At 62.6% G+C, this 25,275-nt stretch carries 26 protein-coding genes; 16 read left to right on the top strand and 10 right to left on the bottom strand.

Going from position 1 to position 25,275, the window contains the following annotated elements; genetic code table 11:
• Positions 1-10: 10 nt before the first annotated feature.
• Positions 11-1,054 (bottom strand): tripartite tricarboxylate transporter substrate binding protein, encoded by a 1,044-nt coding sequence (locus tag JAO85_RS11845; RefSeq protein ID WP_202788131.1) that lies wholly within the window; start codon positions 1,052-1,054, stop codon positions 11-13.
• A gap of 234 nt (positions 1,055-1,288) precedes the next feature.
• On the opposite strand from JAO85_RS11845, the gene JAO85_RS11850 reads away from it, so the two are divergent.
• Positions 1,289-2,011 carry a glutathione binding-like protein gene (locus tag JAO85_RS11850; protein WP_012840269.1) on the top strand — a complete coding sequence of 241 codons (723 nt, stop codon included), beginning with the start codon at positions 1,289-1,291 and terminating at the stop codon, positions 2,009-2,011.
• Positions 2,012-2,158: 147 nt separating this feature from the next.
• Positions 2,159-3,205, top strand: a complete 1,047-nt coding sequence (locus JAO85_RS11855) for a pirin family protein (RefSeq protein WP_202788132.1) — start codon at positions 2,159-2,161, stop codon at positions 3,203-3,205.
• Between the two features lie 180 nt (positions 3,206-3,385).
• On the opposite strand, the gene JAO85_RS11860 is transcribed toward JAO85_RS11855, so the two are convergent.
• Positions 3,386-4,273, bottom strand: a complete 888-nt coding sequence (locus JAO85_RS11860) for a LysR family transcriptional regulator (protein ID WP_039050317.1) — start codon at positions 4,271-4,273, stop codon at positions 3,386-3,388.
• 127 nt (positions 4,274-4,400) lie between these two features.
• Here JAO85_RS11860 and JAO85_RS11865 point away from each other — a divergent pair, with 127 nt between their 5' ends.
• The 4 genes from JAO85_RS11865 (at position 4,401) to JAO85_RS11880 (ending at position 7,766) form a co-directional block, all read left to right on the top strand.
• Positions 4,401-5,762, top strand: a complete 1,362-nt coding sequence (locus JAO85_RS11865) for an acyclic terpene utilization AtuA family protein (RefSeq protein ID WP_039050316.1) — start codon at positions 4,401-4,403, stop codon at positions 5,760-5,762.
• Positions 5,763-5,777: 15 nt separating this feature from the next.
• On the top strand, positions 5,778-6,152 hold the full coding sequence (locus tag JAO85_RS11870; protein WP_003067005.1) for a hypothetical protein: 375 nt from the start codon (positions 5,778-5,780) through the stop codon (positions 6,150-6,152).
• Between the two features lie 67 nt (positions 6,153-6,219).
• Entirely contained in the window at positions 6,220-7,203 is a 984-nt protein-coding gene (locus tag JAO85_RS11875) for a tripartite tricarboxylate transporter substrate binding protein (RefSeq protein WP_003067006.1), read from the top strand.
• A gap of 77 nt (positions 7,204-7,280) precedes the next feature.
• A complete protein-coding gene (locus tag JAO85_RS11880; protein ID WP_003067008.1) occupies positions 7,281-7,766 on the top strand; it encodes a peptidylprolyl isomerase in 486 nt (161 codons plus the stop codon).
• A 145-nt stretch (positions 7,767-7,911) separates the two neighbouring features.
• On the opposite strand, the gene JAO85_RS11885 is transcribed toward JAO85_RS11880, so the two are convergent.
• Positions 7,912-8,829: a phosphoribosylaminoimidazolesuccinocarboxamide synthase gene (locus JAO85_RS11885; RefSeq protein WP_202788133.1), complete on the bottom strand. Its 918-nt coding sequence runs from the start codon at positions 8,827-8,829 to the stop codon at positions 7,912-7,914.
• Positions 8,830-9,270: 441 nt separating this feature from the next.
• Between JAO85_RS11885 and hpf the strand changes: the two genes are divergently transcribed.
• The 3 genes from hpf (at position 9,271) to hprK (ending at position 11,256) form a co-directional block, all read left to right on the top strand.
• Positions 9,271-9,630 carry a ribosome hibernation-promoting factor, HPF/YfiA family gene (gene hpf / locus JAO85_RS11890; RefSeq protein ID WP_003067012.1) on the top strand — a complete coding sequence of 120 codons (360 nt, stop codon included), beginning with the start codon at positions 9,271-9,273 and terminating at the stop codon, positions 9,628-9,630.
• A gap of 156 nt (positions 9,631-9,786) precedes the next feature.
• Complete coding sequence (locus tag JAO85_RS11895; protein ID WP_034347954.1) at positions 9,787-10,260, top strand: PTS sugar transporter subunit IIA; 474 nt, start codon at positions 9,787-9,789, stop codon at positions 10,258-10,260.
• A 36-nt stretch (positions 10,261-10,296) separates the two neighbouring features.
• The gene (gene hprK, locus JAO85_RS11900; protein ID WP_003060345.1) at positions 10,297-11,256 is read left to right on the top strand and encodes an HPr(Ser) kinase/phosphatase; all 960 of its coding nucleotides are present in this window, start codon (positions 10,297-10,299) and stop codon (positions 11,254-11,256) included.
• Here hprK and JAO85_RS11905 read toward each other — a convergent pair.
• The 3 genes from JAO85_RS11905 to fur all read right to left on the bottom strand — a co-directional run bounded on the left by JAO85_RS11905 (position 11,253) and on the right by fur (position 14,669).
• On the bottom strand, positions 11,253-12,473 hold the full coding sequence (locus JAO85_RS11905) for a DUF1501 domain-containing protein (protein WP_202788134.1): 1,221 nt from the start codon (positions 12,471-12,473) through the stop codon (positions 11,253-11,255). The two genes, hprK and JAO85_RS11905, sit on opposite strands and share 4 nt — an antisense overlap.
• Before the next feature lie 11 nt (positions 12,474-12,484).
• Entirely contained in the window at positions 12,485-14,080 is a 1,596-nt protein-coding gene (locus JAO85_RS11910) for a DUF1800 domain-containing protein (protein WP_202788135.1), read from the bottom strand.
• Positions 14,081-14,243: 163 nt separating this feature from the next.
• On the bottom strand, positions 14,244-14,669 hold the full coding sequence (fur, locus tag JAO85_RS11915) for a ferric iron uptake transcriptional regulator (RefSeq protein ID WP_003060349.1): 426 nt from the start codon (positions 14,667-14,669) through the stop codon (positions 14,244-14,246).
• A gap of 146 nt (positions 14,670-14,815) precedes the next feature.
• Between fur and JAO85_RS11920 the strand changes: the two genes are divergently transcribed.
• The 5 genes from JAO85_RS11920 (at position 14,816) to JAO85_RS11940 (ending at position 18,133) form a co-directional block, all read left to right on the top strand.
• Entirely contained in the window at positions 14,816-15,361 is a 546-nt protein-coding gene (locus JAO85_RS11920) for an outer membrane protein assembly factor BamE (protein ID WP_003061572.1), read from the top strand.
• Between the two features lie 106 nt (positions 15,362-15,467).
• The gene (gene dapB / locus JAO85_RS11925; RefSeq protein ID WP_039050313.1) at positions 15,468-16,301 is read left to right on the top strand and encodes a 4-hydroxy-tetrahydrodipicolinate reductase; all 834 of its coding nucleotides are present in this window, start codon (positions 15,468-15,470) and stop codon (positions 16,299-16,301) included.
• Between the two features lie 60 nt (positions 16,302-16,361).
• A complete protein-coding gene (locus JAO85_RS11930; RefSeq protein WP_046460441.1) occupies positions 16,362-17,021 on the top strand; it encodes a MotA/TolQ/ExbB proton channel family protein in 660 nt (219 codons plus the stop codon).
• Positions 17,022-17,032: 11 nt separating this feature from the next.
• Positions 17,033-17,476 (top strand): biopolymer transporter ExbD, encoded by a 444-nt coding sequence (locus JAO85_RS11935; protein WP_202788136.1) that lies wholly within the window; start codon positions 17,033-17,035, stop codon positions 17,474-17,476.
• Between the two features lie 279 nt (positions 17,477-17,755).
• Complete coding sequence (locus tag JAO85_RS11940) at positions 17,756-18,133, top strand: HPF/RaiA family ribosome-associated protein (protein WP_003060358.1); 378 nt, start codon at positions 17,756-17,758, stop codon at positions 18,131-18,133.
• Positions 18,134-18,257: 124 nt separating this feature from the next.
• Here the strand turns inward: JAO85_RS11940 and JAO85_RS11945 are convergent, their stop codons facing one another.
• A complete protein-coding gene (locus tag JAO85_RS11945) occupies positions 18,258-19,658 on the bottom strand; it encodes an aspartate ammonia-lyase (RefSeq protein WP_012840260.1) in 1,401 nt (466 codons plus the stop codon).
• Positions 19,659-19,945: 287 nt separating this feature from the next.
• Positions 19,946-20,878 carry a pirin family protein gene (locus JAO85_RS11950; protein WP_012840259.1) on the bottom strand — a complete coding sequence of 311 codons (933 nt, stop codon included), beginning with the start codon at positions 20,876-20,878 and terminating at the stop codon, positions 19,946-19,948.
• Between the two features lie 232 nt (positions 20,879-21,110).
• Here JAO85_RS11950 and JAO85_RS11955 point away from each other — a divergent pair, with 232 nt between their 5' ends.
• Positions 21,111-21,392, top strand: a complete 282-nt coding sequence (locus JAO85_RS11955; protein WP_003072434.1) for a hypothetical protein — start codon at positions 21,111-21,113, stop codon at positions 21,390-21,392.
• 136 nt (positions 21,393-21,528) lie between these two features.
• On the opposite strand, the gene JAO85_RS11960 is transcribed toward JAO85_RS11955, so the two are convergent.
• Positions 21,529-21,945: an OsmC family protein gene (locus JAO85_RS11960; RefSeq protein ID WP_202788137.1), complete on the bottom strand. Its 417-nt coding sequence runs from the start codon at positions 21,943-21,945 to the stop codon at positions 21,529-21,531.
• A 456-nt stretch (positions 21,946-22,401) separates the two neighbouring features.
• Here JAO85_RS11960 and JAO85_RS11965 point away from each other — a divergent pair, with 456 nt between their 5' ends.
• Positions 22,402-23,568: a hypothetical protein gene (locus JAO85_RS11965; RefSeq protein WP_237734809.1), complete on the top strand. Its 1,167-nt coding sequence runs from the start codon at positions 22,402-22,404 to the stop codon at positions 23,566-23,568.
• A 17-nt stretch (positions 23,569-23,585) separates the two neighbouring features.
• Here JAO85_RS11965 and JAO85_RS11970 read toward each other — a convergent pair whose 3' ends face one another.
• Positions 23,586-25,088 carry a rhomboid family intramembrane serine protease gene (locus JAO85_RS11970; protein ID WP_202788139.1) on the bottom strand — a complete coding sequence of 501 codons (1,503 nt, stop codon included), beginning with the start codon at positions 25,086-25,088 and terminating at the stop codon, positions 23,586-23,588.
• Between the last annotated feature and the right edge of the window lie 187 nt (positions 25,089-25,275).

Raw genomic sequence — 25,275 nt, forward strand, 5'->3', positions numbered from 1 at the left:
TTCGCCGGCATCAGTCCGCGCGAATATCGGCGGCTCGGATGACGTCGCCGAGTTCCCGGGTTTCGGCCTGGATGAAGCTGCCGAACTGAGCCGGTGTTCCTGCCAGGGGCGTGGCACCCATATCGGCCAGCGTCTGGGTGACCGCAGGCGTGGTCAGCGCCTTGTTGAGTGCAGCGTTCAGCGTCTGGATCACGGCCTCGGGCGTTCCCTTGGGTGCTACCAGACCCCACCACACGGTAGCTTGCACATCCACGCCCAGGGAGCGCGCAGTCGGCACCTGAGGCAGCAGGCGCGAGCCATTCTTGTTGAGCACCGCCAGTGCGCGCAGGTTGCCGCTGTTCACATGGCCCGCGACTTCCAGCGGGTTGATCGCCATGAAGTCCAGACGCCCGCCCAGCAGATCCGTCACGGCGGTGGAGCCACCCTTGTAGGGAATATGGACGCCCTTGAACTGCCCGGCTTTTTCCAGCAAGGCACTCGCCATATGGCCCGAACTGCCCACGCCTGCCGTGCCATAGGACAGGGCGCCGGGCTTGGCCTTGCCCGCTGCAATCAGTTCGGCCAGGCTTTTGTACGGTGACTTGGCGTTGACCACGACCACCAGTGGCGCCTCGCCGATGCGCCCTACCGGAATCAGGTCGGTCGCGGGGTCGAAGCTGAGCTTGGAGTACAGCGCCTTGTTGGTGGTCAGCGTGTTCGAGGCCGTCAGCAGCGAATAGCCATTGGGCGCGGAGCGTGCCACTGTCGCCATGCCGATATTCGTGCCGCCTCCGGGCTTGTTTTCCACCACGATGGACTGACCCAGAAACTCCGCCATGGGCGTGGTGACCAGCCTGGTCACGATGTCCACGCCTCCGGCCGGCGAATACGGCACGACGACCGTCACGGCGCGCTCCGGAAAGCCTGCGGCAGCGGTCGCACCGCTGGCCAGCATCAGCCCTGCAGCCAGCACGGTAGCGCCTAGGCTCAGCACTTGTCGCCGGCTCAGCAAAGCGCAAGCAGGCGTCTTTGCGCCGGTGAAAAAAGAATCGGGACTCCCAGGAAGCTGATGCATGTCATATCTCCGTGTTCACTTCTTGTAGACACCCAATATCACCCGCTGAAGCGCCGTCTTCGATGAGGGAATCTGCGTACCCGCATCTGGCCATCCCAGCCATCGGCAGCGCTGCCTGCAAGGCCGCATGACAACCGTTAGGATGCTCGGGCGCTCTGTGTCGTGGCTTGCCAGGCCACGCTGCCACCACCATGCGGGGCCGCAGAGATTACCAAAACGCTCCGAAGGAATCCCATGACGCAACCCCAAGTCCTCGCCGATTTTTCCGTGACCCGCAAATGGCCCGCGCAGCACCCCGAGCGCATTCAGCTGTACTCGCTGCCCACCCCCAACGGCGTGAAGGTGTCGATTGCGCTGGAGGAAATGCAGCTGCCCTACGAGGCGCACCTGGTCAGCTTCCAGACCAATGACCAGCTCACACCAGAGTTTGTCGGCACCTTCCCCAACAACAAGATTCCCGCCATCATCGACCCGCAAGGCCCGGGTGGAAAGCCACTGGCGCTGTTCGAGTCGGCGGCCATCCTGATCTACCTGGCTGAGAAGAGCGGCAGCCCGCTGCTGCCCGCAGACCCCGCGGCGCGCTACGAGACGCTGCAGTGGCTGATGTTCCAGATGGGCGGCGTGGGACCCATGTTCGGCCAGGTCGGCTTCTTCCACAAGTTCGCGGGCAAGGACTTCGAGGACAAGCGCCCGCGCGACCGCTATATCAACGAGTCCAAACGCCTGCTGGGCGTGCTGGAGCAGCGCATGCAGGGCCGCGAGTGGATCATGGGCGCGCAGCTCACGATTGCCGACATCGCCATCTGGCCCTGGGTGCGCAATATGGTCGACGAGAACGGCTACAACGCCGCCGAGCTGGTGGGCTGGAACGGGTTTCCAGAGCTGCAGCGCGTGCTCAAGGCCTTCATGGCCCGCCCGGCGACGCAAAAAGGTCTGAACATTCCGCCGCGCGGCTGAGCGCCGACCAGGGCAGTATGGGCTTGCCGCTGTTGCAAAAGCGGCAAGTACTGTCCCAGCGGTGATGTCTTTCAAACCCGTGGGCTGGCCTTATCTTCGAGACTTAGGGCCCTGCAACTGGCAGTGGCCTCTCAAGAGGAGAACTCCATGACCACGAATCGCCAACCCATTCTGGAAAGCGCCCCCCTGGGGCCGCGCTGGCCCTGCCTGGATCCCTTTCTGTTCTGCGCTCACCACGATGACAGCTATCCGGCCAGCAACGGCAAGATGGGCGTGCAGGCCGTGGAGTTCGAGGGACGCGAGATGGGCAGCGACTTCAGCGCCCGCAACGGCTTTTCCATGTACCACGGCGAGCCGATTCCGGGCTTTCCGGGCCACCCGCATCGCGGCTTCGAGACCGTGACCCTGGTGCGCAAGGGCCGCATCGACCATGCGGACTCGCTGGGGGCAGCCGCGCGCTTCGGCGGAGGCGATGTGCAGTGGCTCACTGCCGGCAAGGGCATCCAGCATTCGGAGATGTTCCCGCTGCTGAACAGCGACAAGCCCAATCCGCTGGAATTGTTCCAGATCTGGCTGAACCTGCCTGCGAAGAACAAGATGGTGGAGCCCCACTTCACCATGTTCTGGAACGAGCAGATTCCGCGCCAGAGCTTCAGCGATGCGGCGGGCAGGAAAACCACCGTGACCGTGGTGGCTGGTGCCCTGGACGGTGCGGACAAAGCCTTGCCGCCTCCACCCGAATCCTGGGCCTCCCAGGCCGACAGCGATGTGGCCATCTGGACTCTGGAGCTGGAGCCCGGTGCCCGCTGGACCCTGCCCAGGGCAGCCGGTGACCAAACTCACCGCATGCTCTACTTCTTCGTAGGCAAGAGCATGACTGTGGGTGGCGAAGTCGTGAACGGACATCTGGCCATGCATGTCGATGCTCAGCGCGAGCTGGAGCTGGTCAACACCGGCGATGTCAGTGCAGAGCTGGTGCTGCTGCAGGGCAAGCCGATCGGCGAGAAGGTGGCGCAATACGGCCCCTTTGTGATGAACACGCAGGAGGAGATCATGCAGGCCATGCAGGACTACCGCCGCACCCAGTTCGGCGGCTGGCCCTGGAAGGACAATGACCCGGTGCATGGCAGCGAGAACCGCCGCTTTGCGCGCTACCCAGGGGCCGACGTCGACGAGCAGCCTCCCCGGGCCTGATACGGCTCAGGGCCTGAAGCTGGCAGCCTCCGGCGTGCAGCCCAGCTCCCTGAGCACCGGCCATGCCGGTATTGCTCGTGTTCGTGTTCGCGGGCATGGACTGCGTCCCTGCGGGCGGTGCCTACATCCAAGGGGGCGCAGCCTGCTTGAATGTGCGCGGCAATGCCTGGGGGCATCCGCTCAGCCGAACTCCCCTGCGAGGAAATCCAACACGGCGCGCACGCGCGGTGCCAGCGATCTGCCGCGCGGATACAGCAGGTAGAAGCGGTCGTCCTCGCTGCGCTCCTGGAACTGCTGCAGCAGCGGCACCAGGGTTCCGCGCTCCAGGTCGGCGGCGATATGGAAGTGGGCCAGCCGCACCACGCCATGGCCCAGCAATGCCAGGCTGCGCAGCAGCTCGCCCTGGTTGGCTCCGATGTGGCTGGGGATGTCTATGGTCTTGAGTCCGCCTTCCTCGTGGAAGGTCCAGCGGTTCCACTGCGTGCGTATGGTGAAGTTCAGGCAGCGGTGCTGCAGCAGGTCCTCGGGCTGCTCGGGATGGCCGAAGCGCTGGAGGTACTGCGGCGCTGCGGCTATCACCCAGGGCCTGAGCATCAACGGGCGACCGATCAGCGTCTGCTCCGTAGGCCGGCCGCTGTGGATGGCGACGTCTATGCCCTGGCGCACGAAGTCGCCGCGCTCCGTGCCAAGGACGAAGTCCAGGTGCAGGCGCGGGTGCCGGTCCAGTAGCAGGTGCAGGCGCGGCGCCACCAGGTACTTGGCCGTGGTCAGCGCCGTATGGATGCGTACCGTGCCCGAGATTTCGGCATCGGCCACGCGCACACAGGCCTCGGCCTGCTCCATGGCCTGCACCACGCGCTGGCTGGCGATGTGAAAGTGCTCGCCTTCCTGGGTCAGGCGTATGGCTCCGGCAATCCGCTCGAACAGCCGCACGCCAAGGCGTGCCTCCATGCGTGCGATGAGCTTGCTCACCGCCGAAGGCGATAGCTCGAGCCTTCTGCCGGCACCGGAAAAACTACCTTCCTCGATCACGCGCAGGAATACCGTCATCTCGCCGAACTGGTCCATCTAAGGTCTTCGCCCCCTGTGAAATTGATTCACATGCGCTGTGCGCGCGCATGCGTTGTCTCTTGAAAAACGACTGTACAGAATGGCTTCAGCCCCCGGGTCTGGGGGAATAACGGAGACAAGCGCAATGAATGACAGAAAGATCCTGCGCATAGGCGCGGGAGCCGCATGGTGGGGCGACCGCATCGAGCCCGCGGCCCTCAATGCCGAGCGTGGCCGGCTCGACTACCTGTGCTTCGAGACCATGGCCGAGGCCACGGTCTCGGCCGCGCAGGTCAGGGTCCGGCGCGACCCGTCCTTCCCGGGCTACGACACCTATCTCGACGACCGCATGCGAGCCGTGCTGCCTGCCTGTATGCGCCAGGGCACGCGCATCATCTCCAACCAGGGGTGGATCAACCCGCAGGGTGCGGCACGGCGCATCGTCGAGCTGCTGCGTGAGCTGGGCATCACCGGCGTCAAGGTGGCGGCCGTAGGCGGCAGCCTGATCACCGACCGCGTGCTGTCGCTGGCCCCCACCATCCTGGAGACCGGAGCCCCCACGCAGAGCATTGCCCACTCGCTGATATCGGCCGAAGCCTATCTCGGTGCCGCTCCCATCGTTGACGCTCTGGCGGAAGGTGCGCAGATCGTGGTCACGGGCCGCGTCGCCGACCCTTCGCTGTTCCTGGCTCCCATGGTGCATGAGTTCGGCTGGGACCTGCTGGACCACGAGCGCGTGGGTGCTGGCAGCGCGATAGGCCATCTGATGGAGTGCGGGGCCCAGGTTACCGGAGGGTATTTTGCGGACCCCGGTCTCAAGGACGTGCCCGAGCCCTGGAACCTGGCCTTTCCCATCGCCGAGGTCGATGCCGAAGGCGGCGTGACCCTGTCCAAGGTGGAAGGCACGGGCGGCATGATCAGCCTGCAGACAGTCAAGGAACAGATGCTCTACGAGGTGCACGACCCGGCGAACTACATCACGCCCGATGTGGTGGTCGACTTCACGCAGGCCCGCATCGAACAACTGGCGCCGGACCGCGTGCGCGTGACGGGTCTTACGGGCAAGCCGCGCACACCCACGCTCAAGGTTTCCATGGGGTGCACCGAGGGCTTCATCGGCGAGGACATGTTCTTCTATGCCGGGCCCGGCGCGCTGCGCCGCGCCCAACTTGCCAAGCGCATCCTGGAGGAGCGCCTGCGCATCGTGAAGCTCGATGCCGAGGAAGTACGCATCGACTTCCTGGGCCTGAATGCCGTGCATGGCGCTGCCACGCCGGCGAATGCGCCCGAGCCCTATGAAGTGGCCGTGCGCGTGGCGGCACGCACCCGGTCGCGCGAGGAAGCGGTCAAGGTGGGGCGCGAAGTGGACGGCATGGCGGTCTCGGGGATTGCCCACACCGGCAAGCGCGTGCCGCACCAGGAACGCACGCGTGAGGTGATAGGCGTGTGGTCCTCGCTGGTGCCGCGCGAGCAGGTGACAGCGCATATCGACTACTTCACGAGCTGAACAGGGGAGCAAAGCATGCAGGACATGAACCAGGACATCCGGGTGCCGCTGGAGCAGGTGGCGCATACGCGCTCGGGCGACAAGGGCAATACCTCCAACATCGCCGTGTTTGCCTACGAGCCCGAGCTCTATGCGCTGCTCAAGCAGCAGCTGAGCGCCGAACGCTTCAAGGCCTTTCATGGCCGGGCCATCACCGGCGAGGTGCTGCGCTACGAGGCCGATAACCTGCACGCGCTGAACTTCGTGGCGCACGGTGCACTGGGCGGCGGCGTCTCGCGCAGCCTGTCGGTGGACAACTACGGCAAGGCGTTGTCGGCGGCGATCCTGGGCTTCGAGCTGCTCGTCCCCGCTGCGCTGGCGCCGCTGCTGCGCCGCCGTGCACCGGGCTGAACTGGCACCGACATCCAGTACGGGCATCCGCCGCATATTCCATAAAACACCACCAGGAGACACCGCAATGACCTCGCATCTGTTTCGCGCCCTGGCTGCCGCCGCCGCGCTGGCCATGGCGGCCTGCACGGCCGTGGCCTTCGCGCAGGCCCCGGCCTATCCCGCCAAGCCCGTGCGCATCGTCGTGCCCTATCCGGCAGGAGGCACCACGGACATCATCGCGCGGCTGGCGGCGGCCCAGCTGTCCGAGCGGCTGCGCCAGCCTTTCGTCGTCGAGAACCGGGCCGGCGCCAGCGGTGCCATAGGCTCGGTTGCCGTGGCCCAGGCCGCAGCCGACGGCTACACCCTGGTGATGGGAACGGCCAGCTCGCACGGCATCAATTCGGCGCTGCAGAAAAACCTGCCCTATGACGCCGTCAAGGACTTCGCGCCCGTCACCGTGGTGGCGAGCACGCCGAACATCATCGTGGTCCATCCCAGCGTCCCCGCGCGCACCCTGGGCGAGTTGCTGGCGCTGGCCAAGGCCAGGCCCGGACAGATCAACTTCGGCTCGACCAGTCCAGGCGGCTCTCCGCACATGAGCGCCGAGCTGCTCAAGATGATGGCCGGCGTGGACATGACCCATGTGCCTTACAAGGGCGCATCGCCCATGCTCACCGATCTCATGGGCGGGCAGATACAGGCCGGCTTCGACAATCTGCCGTCCACCATCGCCTTTGTGCGCAGCGGCAAGCTGCGGGCGCTGGCCGTGACCACGGCACAGCGCTGGCCCGGGGCGGCAGACATTCCCACCGTCGCCGAAAGCGTGCCCGGCTACGAGGTCTCGGGCTGGTTCGGCCTGCTGGCTCCGGCGGGAACGCCCAAGGCGGTGCTCGACACGCTGCAGACCGCCGTTGCCCAGGCCGTGCGCGACCCCGAGGTGGCGCGGCAGCTGCGCAGCCTGGGCGCCGAGCCCGTGGCCAGCAGGCCCGAGGTCTTCGCGCAGCAGATCCGTGCCGACGTGGACAAATGGCGCGGCGTGGTTAAGGCCACGGGCGTGACACTGGAATAGCCCGAGTCGCCGACAATGGCAGCTTTGCGCGATGCCTGACTCGGGTTCAGGCACCGCCCCACTCGAAATCCATTGTCATGAACATCACCAAAGACACTGCCGTCACCATCAACTACAAGATTCACGAGCTGCTCGCGGGCGGCGTGGCCGTCAAACTGCTGGACAAGGGCGATGTGGCCTATCTGCACGGCGGCTATGACAATATCTTTGCCAAGGTCGAAGCCGCTCTGGACGGCAAGCAGAAAGGCGATGTCGTGACCGTGGACCTGGCTGTGGCGGACGCCTTCGGCGAGCGCGACGAAAGCCTCAAGCGCACCATTCCCAAGGGCGAGTTCCCTGCGGGCGTGAAGGTGGGCGGCCAGCTGCGCGGCACCAACGACCAGGGCCTGCCCCAGATCTACAACGTGGTGAAGATCAAGGGCCCCGTGGTCCTGTTGGATGGCAACCACCCTCTGGCCGGTTTTGCGCTGCGCTTCAGCGCGGTGGTCAACGAGGTGCGTGCGGCCTCCGAAGAAGAAATTGCCCACAAGCATGTGCACGGCGGCCACGGCCATCACCACTAAAAACATAGCTGTCAGCGCATGCTCATAAAGGATTTCAGTATTATTTGAAGCTGAAGTCCTTTGCCTGAAAGCGCAAACAGCTATCAAAACAAAAGGCCCCCGAACTTCTGTTCCGGGGGCCTTTTGTCTGCTTGGGACCGATCGCTCAGGCGGTCAGGCGATCCAGCGCTTCGCGGTACTTGGCCGCCGTCCTGTCGATCACTTCCTTGGGCAGGCGGGGCGCGGGAGCCTTCTTGTCCCAGGCCTTGCCGTTGACCTGCGCCTGCTCCAGCCAGTCGCGCACGAACTGCTTGTCGTAGCTGGGAGGGTTCTCGCCCTTGGCCAGCGCATCCTCGTAGCCTTCCACAGGCCAGTAGCGCGAGCTGTCGGGGGTCAGCACCTCGTCCATCAGAACCAGGGTGCCGTCTTCGGTCAGGCCGAACTCGAACTTGGTGTCGGCAATGATCATGCCCTTGGTCAGCGCGATCTCGGCCGCTTCCTTGTAGATGCGGATGGCGGTATCGCGGATCTGGGCCGCGAGCTGCTCGCCCACCATTTCCACGGTGCGCTCGTAGGTGATGTTCTCGTCGTGGTCACCCATTTCGGCCTTGGCCGCGGGGGTGTAGATGGGCTCGGGCAGTTTGGCCGCGTTGGTCAGGCCGGCGGGCAGCTTCACGCCGCAGACCGATTGCGATTCCTGGTATTCCTTCCAGCCGCTGCCGGCCAGATAGCCGCGCACCACGGCTTCGATCAGCACGGGCTTGAGGCGCTTGACCAGCATGGAGCGGCCTTCGACCTGCTTGACTTCCTCGGGCTTGACCACGGACTCGGGCGCTTCGCCGGTCAGGTGGTTGGGGCAGATATGGCCCAGCTTGTCGAACCAGAACAGCGCCATCTGCGTCAGCAGCACGCCCTTGCCGGGGATGGGCTCGCCCATGATCACGTCAAAGGCGGACAGGCGGTCGGAGGCCACCATCAGGATGCGGTCGTCGCCCACGGCGTAGTTGTCGCGGACCTTGCCACGTGCGAGCAGGGGCTGCGAGGCAATGTTGGAGGTATGCAGGGCGGAGGGCTGGGTGGTCATGGTCGAGATAGGGCTGTCAGGCAATTCAGGCGTGCAGTCGGTCAGCAGGCGCCTGAAAGCCCAAGGGGCTGCCAGCGTCGCAGGCCCGAGAGGCGGCTGCGTAAAAACGCGATTTTAATGGCGCAGGCAGGGGTTTGGACGGTCACGGTCTTTGCCAGTGCGCGCCTGCTGCGATCGAGGCCCTGGGGCATGCCGGCGTATCCCTTGCATGCGGGCCAAAGCCACTCATTGTGGCGTCAAAACCGCCTGTCATCAAACCGACAAACAAGGCCCCTGGCGAGCCTGCGCTATCACGGTCATTTCGTTGCCTTTGGCGTGGGGCGGGCGCATAGTGGGTTCACAGCAAAGACGAATGCGCATTCCGAACTGCCAGGCTGCGGCACAGCCATCAGGCGCTGTGAAACCGCAGTGATTTCACCGAGAGCTAAGGAGTGTTTTGTTATGAATTTGACGATTAGCGGGCATCACCTGGAGGTCACTCCCTCGCTGCGCAGCTATGTCATGGCCAAGCTGGAACGCATTCTCAGGCACTTCGATCAGGTTGTGGACGTGAAGGTACTGCTCACAGTCCACAAGCAAAAGGAAAAAGACAAACGACAGCGCGCCGGTTGCACGGTGCGCGTGAAAGGGCAAGACTTGTTCGTGGAGACGCAGCATTTCGACCTCTATGCCGCCGTGGACGCCCTGGCCGATAAACTCGACCGTGTGGTGATGCGCTACAAGACTCGTCAACAAGGCCCGCGTGCCACAGCCAAGCGACTGGACTCCGGGGGCTTGCAGCTGGCGCAGGTGTCAGCTTGATGAAAGCGAGGCGCAAACCTAGCTTTTGCGCCGGTTTGTTGCAGGGCTGTCGCCTTGTTACAACGCTAAAAGCGCCGCCCTACGGGGCGGTTTTTGATGGTGATCAGGGTTTCCCCACGGTTTTCAGCGCTGCGGTGCATAATTGTTGATCACACCATGAATCGCCTAGCTTCTATCCTTCCCGCCGCTCAAGTGCTTGTGAGCGTTGATGTCACCAGCAAGAAACGCGCTTTCGAGGAAGCGGGTTTGCTCTTTGAGAGCTTGCATGGTCTGTCTCGTGCCCTGATCACCGATAGCCTGTTCGCACGCGAACGCCTGGGCTCTACCGGTCTGGGGCATGGAGTTGCCATTCCCCATGGCCGCATCAAGGGCCTGACGGCTCCCATGGCGGCAGTGTTCCAGCTGGCCAACCCCATCGGCTTCGATGCGCCCGATGAGCAGCCGGTCGGCCTGCTGATCTTTTTGCTGGTGCCCGAGGCGGCGACGCAAAAGCACCTGGAAATCCTCTCCGAGATCGCCGAGCTGCTCAGCGACAGCCAGTTGCGCGAGCGCCTGAAGTCGTCCACCGATGCGCAGCAGCTGCACGGCATGATCGACAGCTGGCAGTCCTCCATCACCTCCCAGGCCTGAGTCCTGGCCCTTCTTTTTGACTGACAGGGCCTTGCCATGAGACCCAGCGCCATCAGTGCCGACGTACTGTTCGAGGCATTTCGCAACTCCAGCCTGCGCTGGCAGTGGATAGCGGGGCTGGGCGCCTCCGAGCGCCGCTTTGACGAGATGGCCGTGCGCTCGGCCCGCTCGGGTGCCGATCTGGTGGGCTATCTCAACTACATCCACCCCTACCGTCTGCAGGTGCTGGGCGAGCGTGAAATCGCCTATCTGACCAATGCCACCTCGCAAGACTGCTTGCGCCGCATTGCCCGCATCGTCACGCTGGAGCCGCCGGTGCTGGTGCTGGCCGACGGCCAGGACGCTCCCGACGAGCTGATCTCCATGTGCGAGCGCGCGCATATCCCGCTGTTTTCCACCAAGGAGCAGTCGGCCTTTGTCATCGACGTGCTGCGTGCCTATCTGTCCAAGCATTTCGCCGATCGCATCACCATGCACGGCGTGTTCATGGATATTTTGGGCATGGGCGTGCTGATCACGGGCGAATCGGGCCTGGGCAAGAGCGAGCTGGGGCTGGAGCTGGTCACGCGCGGCAACGGTCTGGTGGCCGACGATGCGGTGGACCTGTATCGCATCAACCAGACCACGGTCGAAGGCAAATGCCCCGAGCTGCTGCAGAACCTGCTTGAAGTGCGCGGCATCGGCCTGCTCGATATTCGTGCCATCTTTGGCGAGACGGCAGTGCGTCGCAAGATGCGGCTCAAGCTCATCGTGCACCTGGTGCGCAAGGAAACCATGGAGCGCGAATACGAGCGCCTGCCCGCCGAGCCGCTGACCCAGGACGTGCTGGGCGTGCCCGTGCGCAAGGTGGTGATTCAGGTGGTGGCGGGCCGAAACATCGCCGTGCTGGTGGAAGCCGCAGTGCGCAATGCCATTTTGCAGCTGCGCGGCATCGACACTTACCAGGAATTCGTGATGCGCCACCGCCGCGCCATGGAAAGCGGCGAGTCGTTCTAGACCAGCTGCAGCCTGCCTGGCTGGGACGTCGGAAAGATCTGCTGCAGCTGCGCTGTGTTCAAGCCGTACATGCGCGCGAACAGGCCGCCGAGCAGGGAACGGTATTCGTTGAGCACGGGGTAGTCGCGGTTCTGGAACAGCGCTTTTTCGGTGACTTCGATCTGCTCGCCCAGCACCTTGCCGCCGGCCTGGGCCGAGAGGCCGCCGCCGAGAAACCAGTAAGCCGTGCCATGGCCGTGGTCCGTGCCCTTGTTGCCGTTTTCGCGGAAGGTGCGCCCGAACTCGCTGATCACTGCCACCACGGTATGGCGCCAGGTTTCGGCTCCCATGGATTCGGCGAACGTCGCCAGGCCCTGGCTCAGGTCGCCGAGCCGGTTGGCCAGATTGCCGCTGGCGGCGCCCTGGTTGACATGGGTGTCCCAGCCTCCGATATCGACAAAGCCCAGGTCGAATTGCTCGCGCATCAGATGCGCCATGCGCTGTGCGACCAGGCTGAAGCCCTTGGCACTGATGGCATTGCGCCCGGCCTGGTCCATTTCCTCCTGCATGCTGCGCTGCACGGCACGCTGTACCGCAAAGCCTTCGCGCACCGGAGCTTCCAGTGCCGAGCCCTGGTACATGGAGGCAATGGTCTGGCTGCGCTGCTCGTCCAGCGCAGACTTGCGCACGGAGGCCAGCGCCATGTTCGCCACCTGGGCGCTGCCGCGCAGGCATAGCGGCAGCTGGGCGGTGAAGGCCATGGGGCTGAGGCTGAGCCGGCTCTGGCTGTCGGCCTGCAGTACCCGGGTCAGCCGGTTCAGAAAGCCGCTCTGATAGCTTTTCCCGCCTTCCTGGGGCTGGCCCAGCTCGATCGAGTCCTGGGTTTCGAAATGGCTGCGCGAGAGGTCGTTGCTGCCCGCGAACGGCACAAAACAGGCCTGGCCCTGTTCGTATAGCGGCAGCAGACTGCTTTGCAACGCGGGATGCAGTCCCCATTGAGGGTTCAGGGCCAGAGCCCCGTCGGCCGATCCCGGGCGGGCAATGGCGATGCTGGGCCTGGCCTGATAGTAGAAGTCGCTATGGGTTGGCACCAGCAGGCTGTTGCTGTCGTAGGCGCCGCGCAGGAAGACCAGCAGAAAACGGGGCGAGCCGCTTTGCAAGGGAGCGGCCAGACCTTGGCCCAGCTGGCAGAACAGCGGCAGGGCAGCGCCGAGGCTGAGAAATTGACGTCTTTGCATGGCTGCCCTCCTTAGCGGTACATCATTTCGGGGGCGGAGAGGAAAAAGCTGTTCCAGTCCGCCGGATTCCTGGCCTGGGCCAGTGCGGCGCGTGTGGCGGCACCCAATGCCGGCACGCGAGCCTGGACGCTGCTGCGCTTGTCCAGGTCGGGATAGGGCGGCTTCTCCAGCGGCTGCTGCGGGCTGCTGCGGAACAGCAGCGCGCCGCGGCTGCCAATCTGCCTTGCCACCTCGAAGCGGGCATTCATCTGGCCGGAGCTGGACCAGTCCGACTGCGTCACGGGGTAGCCGTCGGGTGTTTCGTGGCCGTATAGCGGCTGGCCCAGCTGGTTGAGCCAGTTCTGTACCGGCCCCACATCGCTGGCCACGCGCTGGTCGTATGCCAGGCGTGTGGCGCCCAGCACATAGTGGACCGGGTCCTTGAAGCCCTGGCCGAACTGCTGAGCCTGCGGGTCGCTCAGCAGGGCCGCCAGCGTGGCGGCAATATCGCCATGGCTGCGCTCGAAGGCCTGGGCCGTGCGCTCGACCACGGGCTGGGGCGGCTTGTCGCCAAGAAAATAGACGCAGAGCTTGCGTGCTATGAAGCGCGCAGTGACGGGCGAAGCCACTATGCGGTCTACTGCCTCGTTGACCTGGGCCAGTCCGCTTTTTTCCAGCGGCCTGCCGAGCAAGACCTGGGGCGTGTAGTCGTGGCGATTGGGGTTGAATTCGAAGAAGCCATGGCGAACGTAGTCGCCCTGGCGTTCGGGGCGCATCCTGGGCGGCGGGGCATCGACTTCCCGGGTGGAGAAGCCCACACCGGTCAGCACATGGGCCATGGCCTGCACATCGGCCTGGGTGTAGCCGCTGCCCACGCCCATGGTGTGCAGCTCCAGCAGTTCGCGCGCGTAGTTTTCATTGATGCGCCCGGCGGCATTGCTGGCATTGTCCAGATACAGCAGCATGGCCGGATGGCGCATGCTGGCCGTCAGCAGCTCGCGGAATTTGCCCAGCGCATGGGGGCGAATGGCCTGCTCCTCGTAGTCGCCCACCCACATGCGCACATCGCCCTTGCGGGTGCTGACGTTGAAGTGATTCATCCAGAACCAGGTCATTTGCTCCTGCAACTGGTGGGGCGAATAAAGCGCGCGCCAGATATGGCGTTTCTGGGCTTCGCCGCCCAGCTGATTGAGCTGGCGTTGCAGCTCGCTGCGCAGTTTGGCGGCCTCCTCGGGATCCTGGCTGTTGCGAATGGCCAGGCGCTGGTCGGCAATTTCGCGCTGGATCTGCGCCATGGGCTTCTGGCTGATGCCCAGAGCGTCGATGTGCTGCTGCACCTCGGGCGGCATGGGCGCGGAGGAGGGGCAGAGCTGAGCGGCCAGCCAGCGCTTGAGGCCTTGCTGCTGCAGCCGGGCCGCATCATGGTCGGTGGCGCCCCAGGTGACCCGGTCCAGCCATTGCTGGCTTTGCCGCGCGCTGGGCTTGTCGGGCAGGGCGCTGCTGTTCAGCGCCTGCAGAACCTCGGGGCTGGGGCGGCCCGATGAGGGGGCCAGCGGTGCGCAGGCGGTCAATGCGAGGACTGCCAGACAGAGCAGGCCCTGGACAGGTGAAAACGGTAGCAGCCGCATGAACCGGGTCTCCTCAAGCGCGGGAATGACTGCAGCATACGCAGTCCGGCTCGCGTTTGGTTTGAGGCTTGATGGAGCTATGTAAAGAAGTCCTCACCAAATGTAAAAAGGGCAAGACATCTGCATGTCCTGCCCCCTGGGTTCGCCGTCGCGTTTTGCGTTCTTACTTGGCGGCGCGTGTGGCGCATTCGGCGCACTGGCCGTAGAGCGCCATGGAGTGATCCTGGATCACCCAGCCCTTTTCCTTGGCGATCAGGTTCTGGCGCTTCTCGATCTCGGCGTCATAGAACTCCTCGACCTTGCCGCAGCTGGTGCAGACGAAGTGGTCGTGGTGCTGACCTTCGTTGAGCTCGTAGACGGCCTTGCCGCTTTCGAAGTTGCTGCGGATCAGGATGCCGGCCTGCTCGAACTGGGTCAGCACGCGGTAAACCGTGGCCAGGCCGATGTCCGAGCGCTCGTCCAGCAGCACGCGGAAAACATCTTCCGCCGTCATGTGACGCTGGGCGCCCTTCTGGAAGATTTCCAGGATCTTCAGACGCGGCAAAGTGGCTTTGAGGCCCGTGCTTTTGAGTTCATCAATATTTTTCATGTCGGCTCTCTTGGTGGACTACGGGCACATGGAAGGCTGGACTCACTTGTTTAAGGAGAAGCTTTACACGCAGATAAAGGGAATCTCCAAGTGTCTCCGGGGCCTGCCGCTACAATGAACCCGATCATATCCCTATGCCATTACCCATGCATGTTCAAGCCCGTAGCCGCGCAGGTCTGGCCCTGACGTTGGCAATCGCAGCGGCACTGGCCGGCTGCAACAGTATCGATGGCGCCGCGCACCGTGTCGCCAATGCCGTCACTCCTTACAAGGTCGATGTCGTGCAGGGCAACTTCGTGTCCAAGGAACAGGTCGAGGCCTTGCAGCCCGGCATGAGCCGCCAGCAGATTCGCGACATTCTGGGCACACCTCTCGTGACCAGCGTGTTCCACGGCGATCGCTGGGAATACGTGTTCACCATCAATCGCCCCGGTGTGGAGTCGCAGATCCGCAAGCTCACCGTCTTCTTCAATGGCGACGCCTTTGTGCGCGCCGAAGGTGACGAGATGCCTTCCGAGGCCGACTTCGTGGCCAGCCTCAAAGGCATGAAGGGCACGCCCAAGGTTCCGCAGCTGGAAGCCAGCGAAGCCCAGCTGGCCAAATATCCCGCACGCAATAACACCGAAGCCGAGCAGGCTGCGGCCAATCTGCCGCCCGCCGCCACCAGCTATCCATCGCTGGAATCGCGTTAAGCATCAGAACAGGCTGTTCCCCGCTTGCAGAAAGCGGTGGATGCTCTCTTTTTATGACGGCGTGGATGTGATCCTGCCGTCTTTCATTTGATCGAGTGATAGCGCCATGACCGCATCCACCACCCATTCCTCCACCCCTCAGCGCGTTGCTGTGGCGGGTGCCTCCGGCCGCATGGGCCATATGCTGATCGAAGCGATTCTGAACAGCAGCGACTGCGTGCTGGCTGCGGCACTGGACCGCGCCGACAGCCCTGCCATCGGCACCGATCCTTCTGCATTCCTGGGTAAGCCCAGCGGGCTGAAGATCGAAAGCGATGTGCGCGCAGCCCTGTCGAAGGCCGACTGCCTGATCGACTTCACGCGCCCCGAAGGCACGATGGAGCACCTGGCCGTTGCGGCCGATCTGGGCGTTGGCGTGGTCATCGGCACCACAGGCTTCTCGGATGAGCAAAAGGCGCAGATCACCGAGTTTGCCCAAAAGACTTCCATCGTTTTCGCCCCCAATATGAGCGTGGGCGTGAACGTGACCTTCAAGCTGCTGGAGATGGCGGCCAAGGCCTTGCAGCAAGGCGGCTACGACATCGAGATCGTCGAAGCTCACCATAAGCACAAGGTCGACGCACCTTCTGGAACGGCCCTGAAGATGGGCGAAGTGATTGCCGAAGCCCAGGGCACCAAGCTGGCCGACCGCGCCGTGTATGAGCGCTTCGGCCACACCGGCGAGCGCAAGGCCGACACCATTGGCTTTGCCACCGTGCGCGGCGGCGATATCGTGGGCGATCACACCGTGCTGTTTGCCGGTACCGGCGAGCGCATCGAGATCGCGCACAAGTCCAGCAGCCGTGCCGGCTATGCCAACGGCAGCCTGCGCGCCGTGGCCTATCTGGCCGACAAAAAGACTGGCCAGTACGATATGTACGATGTGCTGAATCTGCGCTGACCGCGCAATTTGCAAAGGGGCCGTGACGGCCCCTTGCTATTTCTGGGAGCGAGGTGAGTGATGTCTGCAGGAATGTGGCAATGGCTGGCAGAGGGCGATGCGGTCACATGGGCGACGGCGGCCTTGATGCTGCTGATGTCCGTGCTCAGCTGGGTGGTCATCCTCTACAAGCTCTGGTTTATGGCCGTAGCGCGCCGACGCGTGCCGCAGGCCGTGGCTGCGTTCTGGCAGATGCCCGATCTGGTCCAGGCTATGGCGCAGGTCAAGGCGCTGGATAGACAGGGGCTGGTGCAGGCCATGGCCGATGCCGTGGCGCAGGGCGGAGCGGCAGCGCAAGGCTCTCTGGCACAAAGCGCGGCGCAGGGGCAGCGGCTGTTGCGCAGCCTGCGTGAGGCTCTGGGTCAGGCATCGACCCAGTTGCAATGGGGTCAGACCTTGCTCGCCACCATTGGTGCAACGGCACCGTTTGTGGGCCTGTTGGGTACGGTCTGGGGCATTCACCATGCATTGGGAACGCTGGCGGGCAGCGGTCAGGTCGATATCGCTCAGCTTGCCGGGCCTGTGGGTGAAGCCCTGGTCATGACGGCCGCCGGTCTGGCTGTCGCTTTGCCTGCTGTGCTGGCCTATAACCTGCTCGGGCGTTCGGCCAGCCAGCTGGAGGCTGTGCTGGAGGGGTTTGCCCATGATCTGCATGCCCAGTTCGGAGTGGATGCTTCATAAAGGATGGCGTCATGGCATTCGGTCGCATGAGCCGCCGTCAGGGGGCGGAAACTCCGATCAACACCATCAATGTCACGCCGCTGGTGGATGTGATGCTGGTGCTGGTGGTGATCTTCATTCTGGCTGCTCCCATGCTGGCTGCCACCTTGCGCGTGCAACTGCCCAAGGCGCAAACAGCAGTGCAGCAGACTGCCGTGAGCAAGAGCGATGCCTTGATGGTGGAGGTCAGCCTCACCGGCGAAATCTGGATTCAGGGGGGCGTGGCGGACGATGCGGCAGTGCAGCAGCAACTGGAAGAGCTGGGGCGGCGCAATCCTCAGGCCGAGGTGCAGTTGCGTGCCGACACCAGCGTTCCCTATGGTCGCGTGGTGCAGGTCATGGGCTGGGCCCACGCAGCAGGCCTGACGCGCATCGGCTTTGTCGCGGAGCCTGAATCGAAGGCTGGCATTAACTGACGGCCCGAGGCGTAAAAACGCTTACTTTTTGCAAATTACCGGTCGGCACTTTTTGCTTTGGCTCAAGGGCAAAGCTCATAGAACCTACCCTTGTTGCTATCTCTTTCAAATCCGGGAGAAGCTGCCTCCACAATGGTCAAAGCCCCTGTCCTTTGCTGGCGTAACAAGCCCCGATGGGCAGAACAAGGTTCTGGCGTTACGATGTTTTCGCCTGCCTTTATGGCACCCCTACAGATTTCGCCGCAGCGGTTGCGGCATTTGGTGACTAGGAGGATTTGCATGCAAGTACAGGTTCATGCCGACGATTCCATCCAGGGTGGAGAGTCTCTGGCTCAATGGGCGCAGGAGGAGATCAATGCCAAGCTGGCCCGCCTGAAGGAGTATGTGGTGCGTGTGGAGGTCTTCCTCACGGGCGTTGATGCCCTCAAGACCACGGGCGGCCCAGGCAAACGCTGTGTGCTCGAAACCCGGGCCACAGGTCGCCCCCCCATCGCAGTGAATGCGGAAGCCGAAAAGGTCAAGGAGGCCTTCAGCGCAGCGATTGAAAAGCTCAAACGCGCGGTGGAGACCGATCTTGGCAAGCTCAAGGACAAAAATCTGCGTGAAAGCGTGCGCGGCGTGGATGACCCCAGTGACGAGAATGCCGCAGTGGCTTGAATATGAAGCGTTTTTGGCTTCCTGCCCTTTGAATATAGGCATACTAAGCTATTAAAAGCATATCAACCAAAAAGGGCATGTTCATGGCGAACATGCCCTTTTGCATTGTCGATAAAGAGTGCGCTTATGCAGCGGTCAATGCGCCGGCCTGGGTCAGCTTGTCGGCGACCAGCAGCTTGTTCATTTCGGTCCGGCTCATGATGCCCAGTTCTTCCGCCACCACGGCAATCTGCTTGCCGTTGGCAATGGCGGTCTTGGCAATTTTGGCGGCCTTTTCGTAGCCGATCAGAGGGTTCAGCGCCGTCACCAGCGTCACCGACTCGGCAATGCGGGAATCCAGCAGCGCTTCATTGGCCACAATGCCTTCCACGCAGTTGACTTGCAGCGTCTTGCAGGCGTTGCTCAGGTGGCTGAGGCTTTTATGCAGAGCCCAGGCCATCAGCGGCTCGAAGGCGTTGAGCTGCAACTGGCCGGCTTCCACGGCCATGGTGATGGCGGCATCGTTACCTATCACTTCAAAGCAGACCTGGTTCATTACCTCGGGAATCACGGGATTCACCTTGCCGGGCATGATGGATGAGCCGGCCTGGCGCGCCGGCAGCTTGATGTCTGCCACTCCTGCTTGAGGGCCCGAGGAGAGCAGGCGCAGGTCATTGCTGATCTTGGAGAGCTTGACTGCAACACGCTTCAAGATGCCGGAAATGTCGGCAAAGGCGCCGGTATCTCCCGTGGCGGCGATCAGATCGCCGGCTTTGACGACGGGGACGCCCGAAATTTCAGCCAAGGCCTTGGTCACGGCGCCGGCGTAGCCTACGGGAGCGTTGATGCCGGTGCCGATGGCCGTGCCACCCATGTTCACCTCGGTCATCAGATAGGCGGATTCGCGCAGACGCTTTTCATCGTCGGCGATCATGGCAGCAAAAGCGGAAAACTCCTGGCCCAAAGTCATGGGCACGGCATCTTGTAATTGTGTGCGGCCGATTTTCAGGATATGGGCGAATTCGCCGGCCTTGGCTTCGAAAGCAGAGCGCAACTCGGCCAGGGCGATCAGCAGCTTCTGGATGCCAGCGTAGGTGGCAAGCTTGACGGCTGTGGGGTAGGAGTCGTTGGTGGACTGCGAAGCATTGACATGATCATTGGGGTGGATCACGTCGTAAGTGCCTTTGGGCAATCCCAGGTGCTCGAGTGCACGGTTGGCGATCACCTCATTGGCGTTCATATTCGTGGAGGTGCCGGCGCCGCCCTGGATCACATCGACTACAAACTGCTCGTGCAGCTGGCCGGAAATCAGATCATCGCAGGCTTGGGAGATGGCGGTGGCTTGTTTGAGATTGATGGCGCCAAACTGCAGATTGGCCTGGGCCGCCGCCTTTTTGACAAAGGCAAACGCGCGGATCAGCTCGGGCATGTGCGCGACCGAGTGACCGGTGATGGGGAAGTTCTCCACTGCGCGTGCGGAATGAACACCCCAATACGCGTCGGGAGGGATGGTTTTGATGCCAATGAAGTCATGTTCTTGACGCATTGATCGGCTTTCTTTGCAAAGTTGAGTTGGGCAGGACGTGGCAACGCCCCGGACGAAAAGCGGCGGTCGCATTTTCGTGGCCAGGGCGTTGGCTCGATTATGAAAGCTTGGCGTGCATGAGTCCAAACGTTTCATGCATAACGTCTGGCTTGCCTTCCCTTGAAGAGAGTGCGTTGCCTCTAAAAGCTTTCAAAATTCATCAAAAACTTGCAAAGATGCTTTTATTTTTCTTTTTGAGAAATTCAATTCGCACCAAATTGGTGCGAATTGAATAAGCGCCGGCAGGATTATCTGGAGGCGCGCAGGCTGACGCCAGCCAGTGAGGGAGAGTGCAACGACTTCAGAGGCGAAGCCACGGGCTTGCCAAAACGGCGTGGCTGGCCGTTGACGAGCTCCGCATCGGTGGCCGCCTCTGCCTCCCATTGCTGCTGGGCCTGTTGCATTTCTTCGGTGGTGCGGGCCACAAAGTTCCACCACAGCAAGATGGCTTCATCCATGGGCTCGCCCCCGATGATGATGAGGCGGCTGCCGGGCGTGCATTCCAGCTGCACTTCCTGCGTGCCCACGGGCAGGTAGATCAGCTCCTGCGAGGGCAACACCTGGCCTTCAACCTTCACCTCGCCTGACAGGCTCATCACCGCATGCTCGAAGTCGGCGCGCAGCGGCATGGTGGCGCACGCTTGGCCAGCCGTGCCGCAGGCCAGAAGGTCCACGCCCATCAGCGGGGAGTGGACTTCTGCGGGGGCCGCCAGACCGAGGGCTTCACCGGCCAGCACGGTCACGGCAAAGTCGCCGATCTCGGTCCTGGGCAGGTCGGGGTAATGCTGGAAGCGGGGCGCGATATGGCGATGGCTGTCGGGCAAGGCAATCCACAACTGGGCTGCATGCACGCCCAGTGTCTGGGCTTCTTCGGAGTGGGCAATGCCGTGGCCGGCCGTCATCAGATTGACCTGGCCGGGGCGGATGATCTGCTCGCTGCCCAGGCTGTCGCGGTGCAGTACCTCTCCCTCGATCATCCAGGTGAAAGTCTGCAGGCCGATGTGAGGATGGGGCCCGACCTGCATGCCGGGAGGAGGGGGGACGGCCGGGCCGGCGTGGTCGAGGAAGCACCAGGCCCCTACTTTGCGCAGCGCGGCCTGAGGAATGGCTCGGTGGATGGGGATGCCGCCGACATCGGCTATACGGGTGGGCAGACGTTGTAAGTTCTTTGATTCACTCATGACAAATCCTGACGGCGAGGGGATTCGAGTGTCAGGGATATGCGGTATTTGCGCAATCAGACGGCAGAATGCAGCAACGCCTTGCACGCAGTTACATCACTGTGAGGATTCAGCCAATAGGCTGACACGGGCTCCGCCAGGAGTCGGCTAAGTTAAGGCGTAGGCCGCTAGCAGTGGCTTTCACGTTGTGCAATTCGTGCGCAGCGACCTAACAACTGCAGGAGGAATAAACATGAACGAACACAGCACTCAAGGCAACCAGATCTCGGCAGTCGAGATCCAGCTGTATCCCGAGCACTTTGCCGCTCGCGTCACAGGCAAGGTGGAGCATCGTGTCGGAGATGGTCCGTCCGAGCAGATTCCCATGGGCATAGAGATGAAGGTCGATACCGCCATCGCCAGCTACGTGCTGTCCTGGGTCGATCCAGAGGACCAGCAGCCCGAAACCGCATCTCTGGCCAAACGCGAGTTCGAACACTATGTGGAAGTGGGTGCGCTGGAAGTGACGGTGTAATCAAGTTACACACAACAGCGACCAAAGCCCTGCCGGTGACTGCAGGGCTTTTTTTATCGCCAGGCAGTTCCCAAGATGAAGGCGGCCCTCCCTAAGGAGGCGAGTACCACGCGGTGGGGGCGTGAGGTGTCTTTTTTCATGCCTGCGCGGCTTCGGTCAAGGCGGTGGGGATGGAAACCTTGCCTTCCAGCAGCTTGTGGACGGGGCAGGCATTGGCAATCTGCAGCAGGCGCTGGCGCTGCTCGTCGTCCAGCTCGCCATGCAAGGTGATGCTGCGCGTGATCTGGTTGGCGTCCACGGGCTTGCCTTCGGGGTTCAGCTGCAGATCCACATCGACATGGCTTAGCGGCCACTGCTTGCGACCCGCGTACATATGCAGGGTGATGGCCGTGCAGGCTCCCAGGGCCGAGAGCATGAGCTGCATGGGGTTGGGCGCGGTGTCGGCGCCGCCATCATTCACGGGTTCATCGGCATGCCAGACATGGCCTTGGGCATCGGTCAGAGTGATGCGGTACGGGGTGGGGCTGCTTTGTGCGTGTGCGCTGTGAATCATTCGCTGCTTCTCCATAAAACCTGGGCCACTTTAAGCGCTCCCTGCAATCCTTGCAGTCATATCCGTTATCGATTCAAGCGGTTTGACCAGCCAGCACGGCTGCAAAAGCGTTTGCGGGGTTTCTGGCAAGCGAAAAAAGCAATATGCCGGCTGTTTATCGGTATTTGGATTCAGGGCGAATTTCTACCGCAGAATTCCGCAATGACCCGATTTCAAAGAAAAATCGGGCAATACCAGAGCGGATTAGGTCACTGCAAGCGGGCTTGCAGATGATTCATCAAACCGAGAGTGGGAGAGCAGACATTGAATTCGATACGTGGTGTTCACCAAAAAGGTGATTCTTCCGAGTGGAAAATCCCTCCGTTCTGGCAAAAGCTCAATAGCTTTTTTCTGTTTCCTCTGCAGACCGAACCTTTGCTCTATGCATTGCTGTTGTCGGCATGCAGTTATGGCTTGATGTTCGGGTGGATTGGAGTCTTGTTTGTGGGCCTGGGCTTGATGCTGGCAGTCAGCCGTTATGCATTCAAAGTTTCGGCACTCGCCTCGCATGGAATTACTCATAGCTCCGATTTCCGGTCCAGTCAGGTCGATGAGGACTGGAAATGGCTGCCCTGGAAATTCTTCGGGGTACTCGTCGTTTTCGGAATATTTGTGGGCTTTATGGCGACCCGCAGCCTGACCTTGGGCGTGATTGCCAATCTGTTGGTGGCCTTCCTGATTCCTGCCACCTGGATGGTGCTGATCAATACCAATAGCCTGAGCTCGGCCGTTAATCCCTTCGAGCTGCTGGCCACGATTATCGGTATCGGCAAGTCCTATCTGCTGCTGTGCTTTTTCCTGTTTCTGCTGCAGCAGGGCTCGCCCATGGTTCTGGCGATGCTGCTCAAGGTTGCGGCGCCCGGATTGGTGCTGCCCCTGGTGAGCTTTGTGATGATTTATTTCAGCTGGGTGATGGCGGCCATGATCGGCTATGTCATGTACCAGCATCATGCCGCTCTGGATATCGATCCCGTGCAGGCACCCGAGGGGCCTGCGACCGTGCAGATCGACCCTGCGGCCCTGGAAGCCAGGCGTCGCGATGCGCTGGTGGCCAGGCTGGTGCAGGACAACAAGATGGACGAGGCTGTGAACCAGGCGCGCGAATGGCAGCGGGAGGACTATGAGAGCCTGCCCGATTGCCGCCGTTACTTCCGGGTGCTCAAGCTGACCGAACGCGCGGATGCCCTGGCGGAGCTGGGCCAGCGTTTCATTCCCATGTTGCTCGCCCAGCAGCGCGCCAGCGAGGCCCTGGAAGCCTGGGTGAGCTGCGTCAAGCGCAAGCCGGACTTCAAGCCCGACTCGGCGCAGCTCAGTTACGAGTTGGCACAGCAGGCCTGGAAGGCCGGCAAGCCCAGATATGTGTTGATCCTGGCCAAGGATTTTGAGAAGCGCTTTGCCGGCAGCACTCTGATCCCGCCCATGCTGGAGCTGGTGGTGCGCGCCTACAAGCAGGGCGTGGAGCAGCCCATGCAGGGGGTGGCCGTTTACATGCGCATGAAGCAGCACTTTCCCGAGCACACGAGCACCCAGGAAGCGCAGTGGGTGCTGCGTGATGAGCTGCAGGAGCTGGAAGCCAAGACCTGAGCGCGGCAAGGCGTTGGTTAGCGCTGTTGTGCCAGCCAGCGTGTGAGAGCTTCCTCAGGAGCCGATTGCTGCAGCGCAGGCAGCCAGGCTTTGGCATCCTGCACACGCCCGGCCTGGGCCATACCGTTGACCAGCAGCAGCAAGCTTGCCGGCCATTGGGGATGGTCCGCCAGCTTGTGTAAGGAGCGGCAGAGCTTTTCGGCCTCGGGCAGGGCTCCCAGGCGCACGAAGCTGCGCACCAGTCCATGCATGGTGTCGGCGCTCATGCGCATGCCGGGCTGTGCGCGCTGCTGATAGCTGCGATAGCTGGCCAGCTGCAGCTGGCGTTCGGCGTCCGTGGTGGCCGGCAGCTTGAAGATGCGTCGCGCCGCAGCATGAAAGTCTTCGCTGGCGGGTTGATGGCGCGAGCTTTCAAACCAGGCCCGCAGAATGGCCGGGTCCGAGGGGGCCAGGCGTGCTGCTTCACGCCAGGCCGGAGCGGCGCGGCCAAATTCCAGCGCATCGGTATGGCGCTGGGCCCGGGCCACGGCTTCGGCCAGCGGCCGGGCGGCGGCGAGGGCCTGCTCTTCTTCGTTGACTGGCGCCGCGACGGTCTGCAGACGCATATAGCTCCACATCAGCAGGGCGCCCGTCAGCAGACCGCCAAAGTGCGCCATATAGGCCACCTGCTTGCCGCCCAGCAGATGCTGCAGCAACTCCACGCCCATCCAGACCGGCAGCATGATCAGGGCCGGCCAGCGCGCGTAGTTGAAGTAGAACAGCAGCATGTAGAAGAAGCGGATGCGGCGCATGCGGTACATCACCGCATACATGGCCATGAGGGCCGAAATCGCACCCGATGCCCCCAGGCCGTAACCGCCCATGCCGGCATAGAACATCAGCGCGAACAGCGAGGCGCCGATGCCGCCGATCACGTAGAAGGCCAGATAGGTGAAGGCGCCCAAAGCCAGCTCCAGGGTGAAGCCGAACAGAAACAGAAACACCATATTGCCCAGCAGATGGCTGGTGCTGCCATGCAGAAAGATGGAGGTGAAGGCCTGCAGGGGCTGCCAGCCGGCGCCATTCTCATAGCTCATGGACCAGCGCTCGGTAAAGCTGCCGCGCGGCTCGTGGGGCGCGAAGGCGGCACGTGCAGCCTGCCACTGCGCATGGCGTGGGTGGCTGGTGGTGATGACCTGGCCGTCCAGCAGGCGCTGGCGGAATTTCTTCTCCTCCCACAGCAGCGCATAGAGCTGGGCATAGGCCTTGTGCTGATAGAGCTTTCGCACGGCCTGCAGCGTGTGCTGGTCAAAGCGCTTGCTGCCCTGGGCGGATTGCTCCTCCAGATAGCTCAGGAAAGGTGGCAGCTCCAGCGTCGGCAAAGCGGTCTGGGCATATTGCTGGGCCGCTTTTTCCACGGCCTGTTCCTCGGGTGCCTGCCAGCCCCAGAAGATCACGCAGTTGATGATGATGAGCAGCACCGTCATCCAGGGCGGCGAGCGCCAGGAAGGCTTGTTCTCAAGAGGAATCGCAATAAACATGGCGGCCTTGTCCGAGGAAGTGGCCGCGCTTCATGCTCTGGGGCGTTGGTGGCGGCTGCGTGTTACAAATGTATCCGAGACATGCTCCGGCCGGCTCCGGTCTTGCGGGACGAAAAAAAGCCAGCATGGCGTCCCATGCTGGCTTTTTGATAGCTGTCAGCGCTTATCTGATAAGCGATTGAGCCTA

Origin of the sequence: Comamonas sp. NyZ500 (assembly GCF_016772095.1) — a bacterium.
GTDB classification, from domain to species: domain Bacteria; phylum Pseudomonadota; class Gammaproteobacteria; order Burkholderiales; family Burkholderiaceae_C; genus Comamonas; species Comamonas thiooxydans.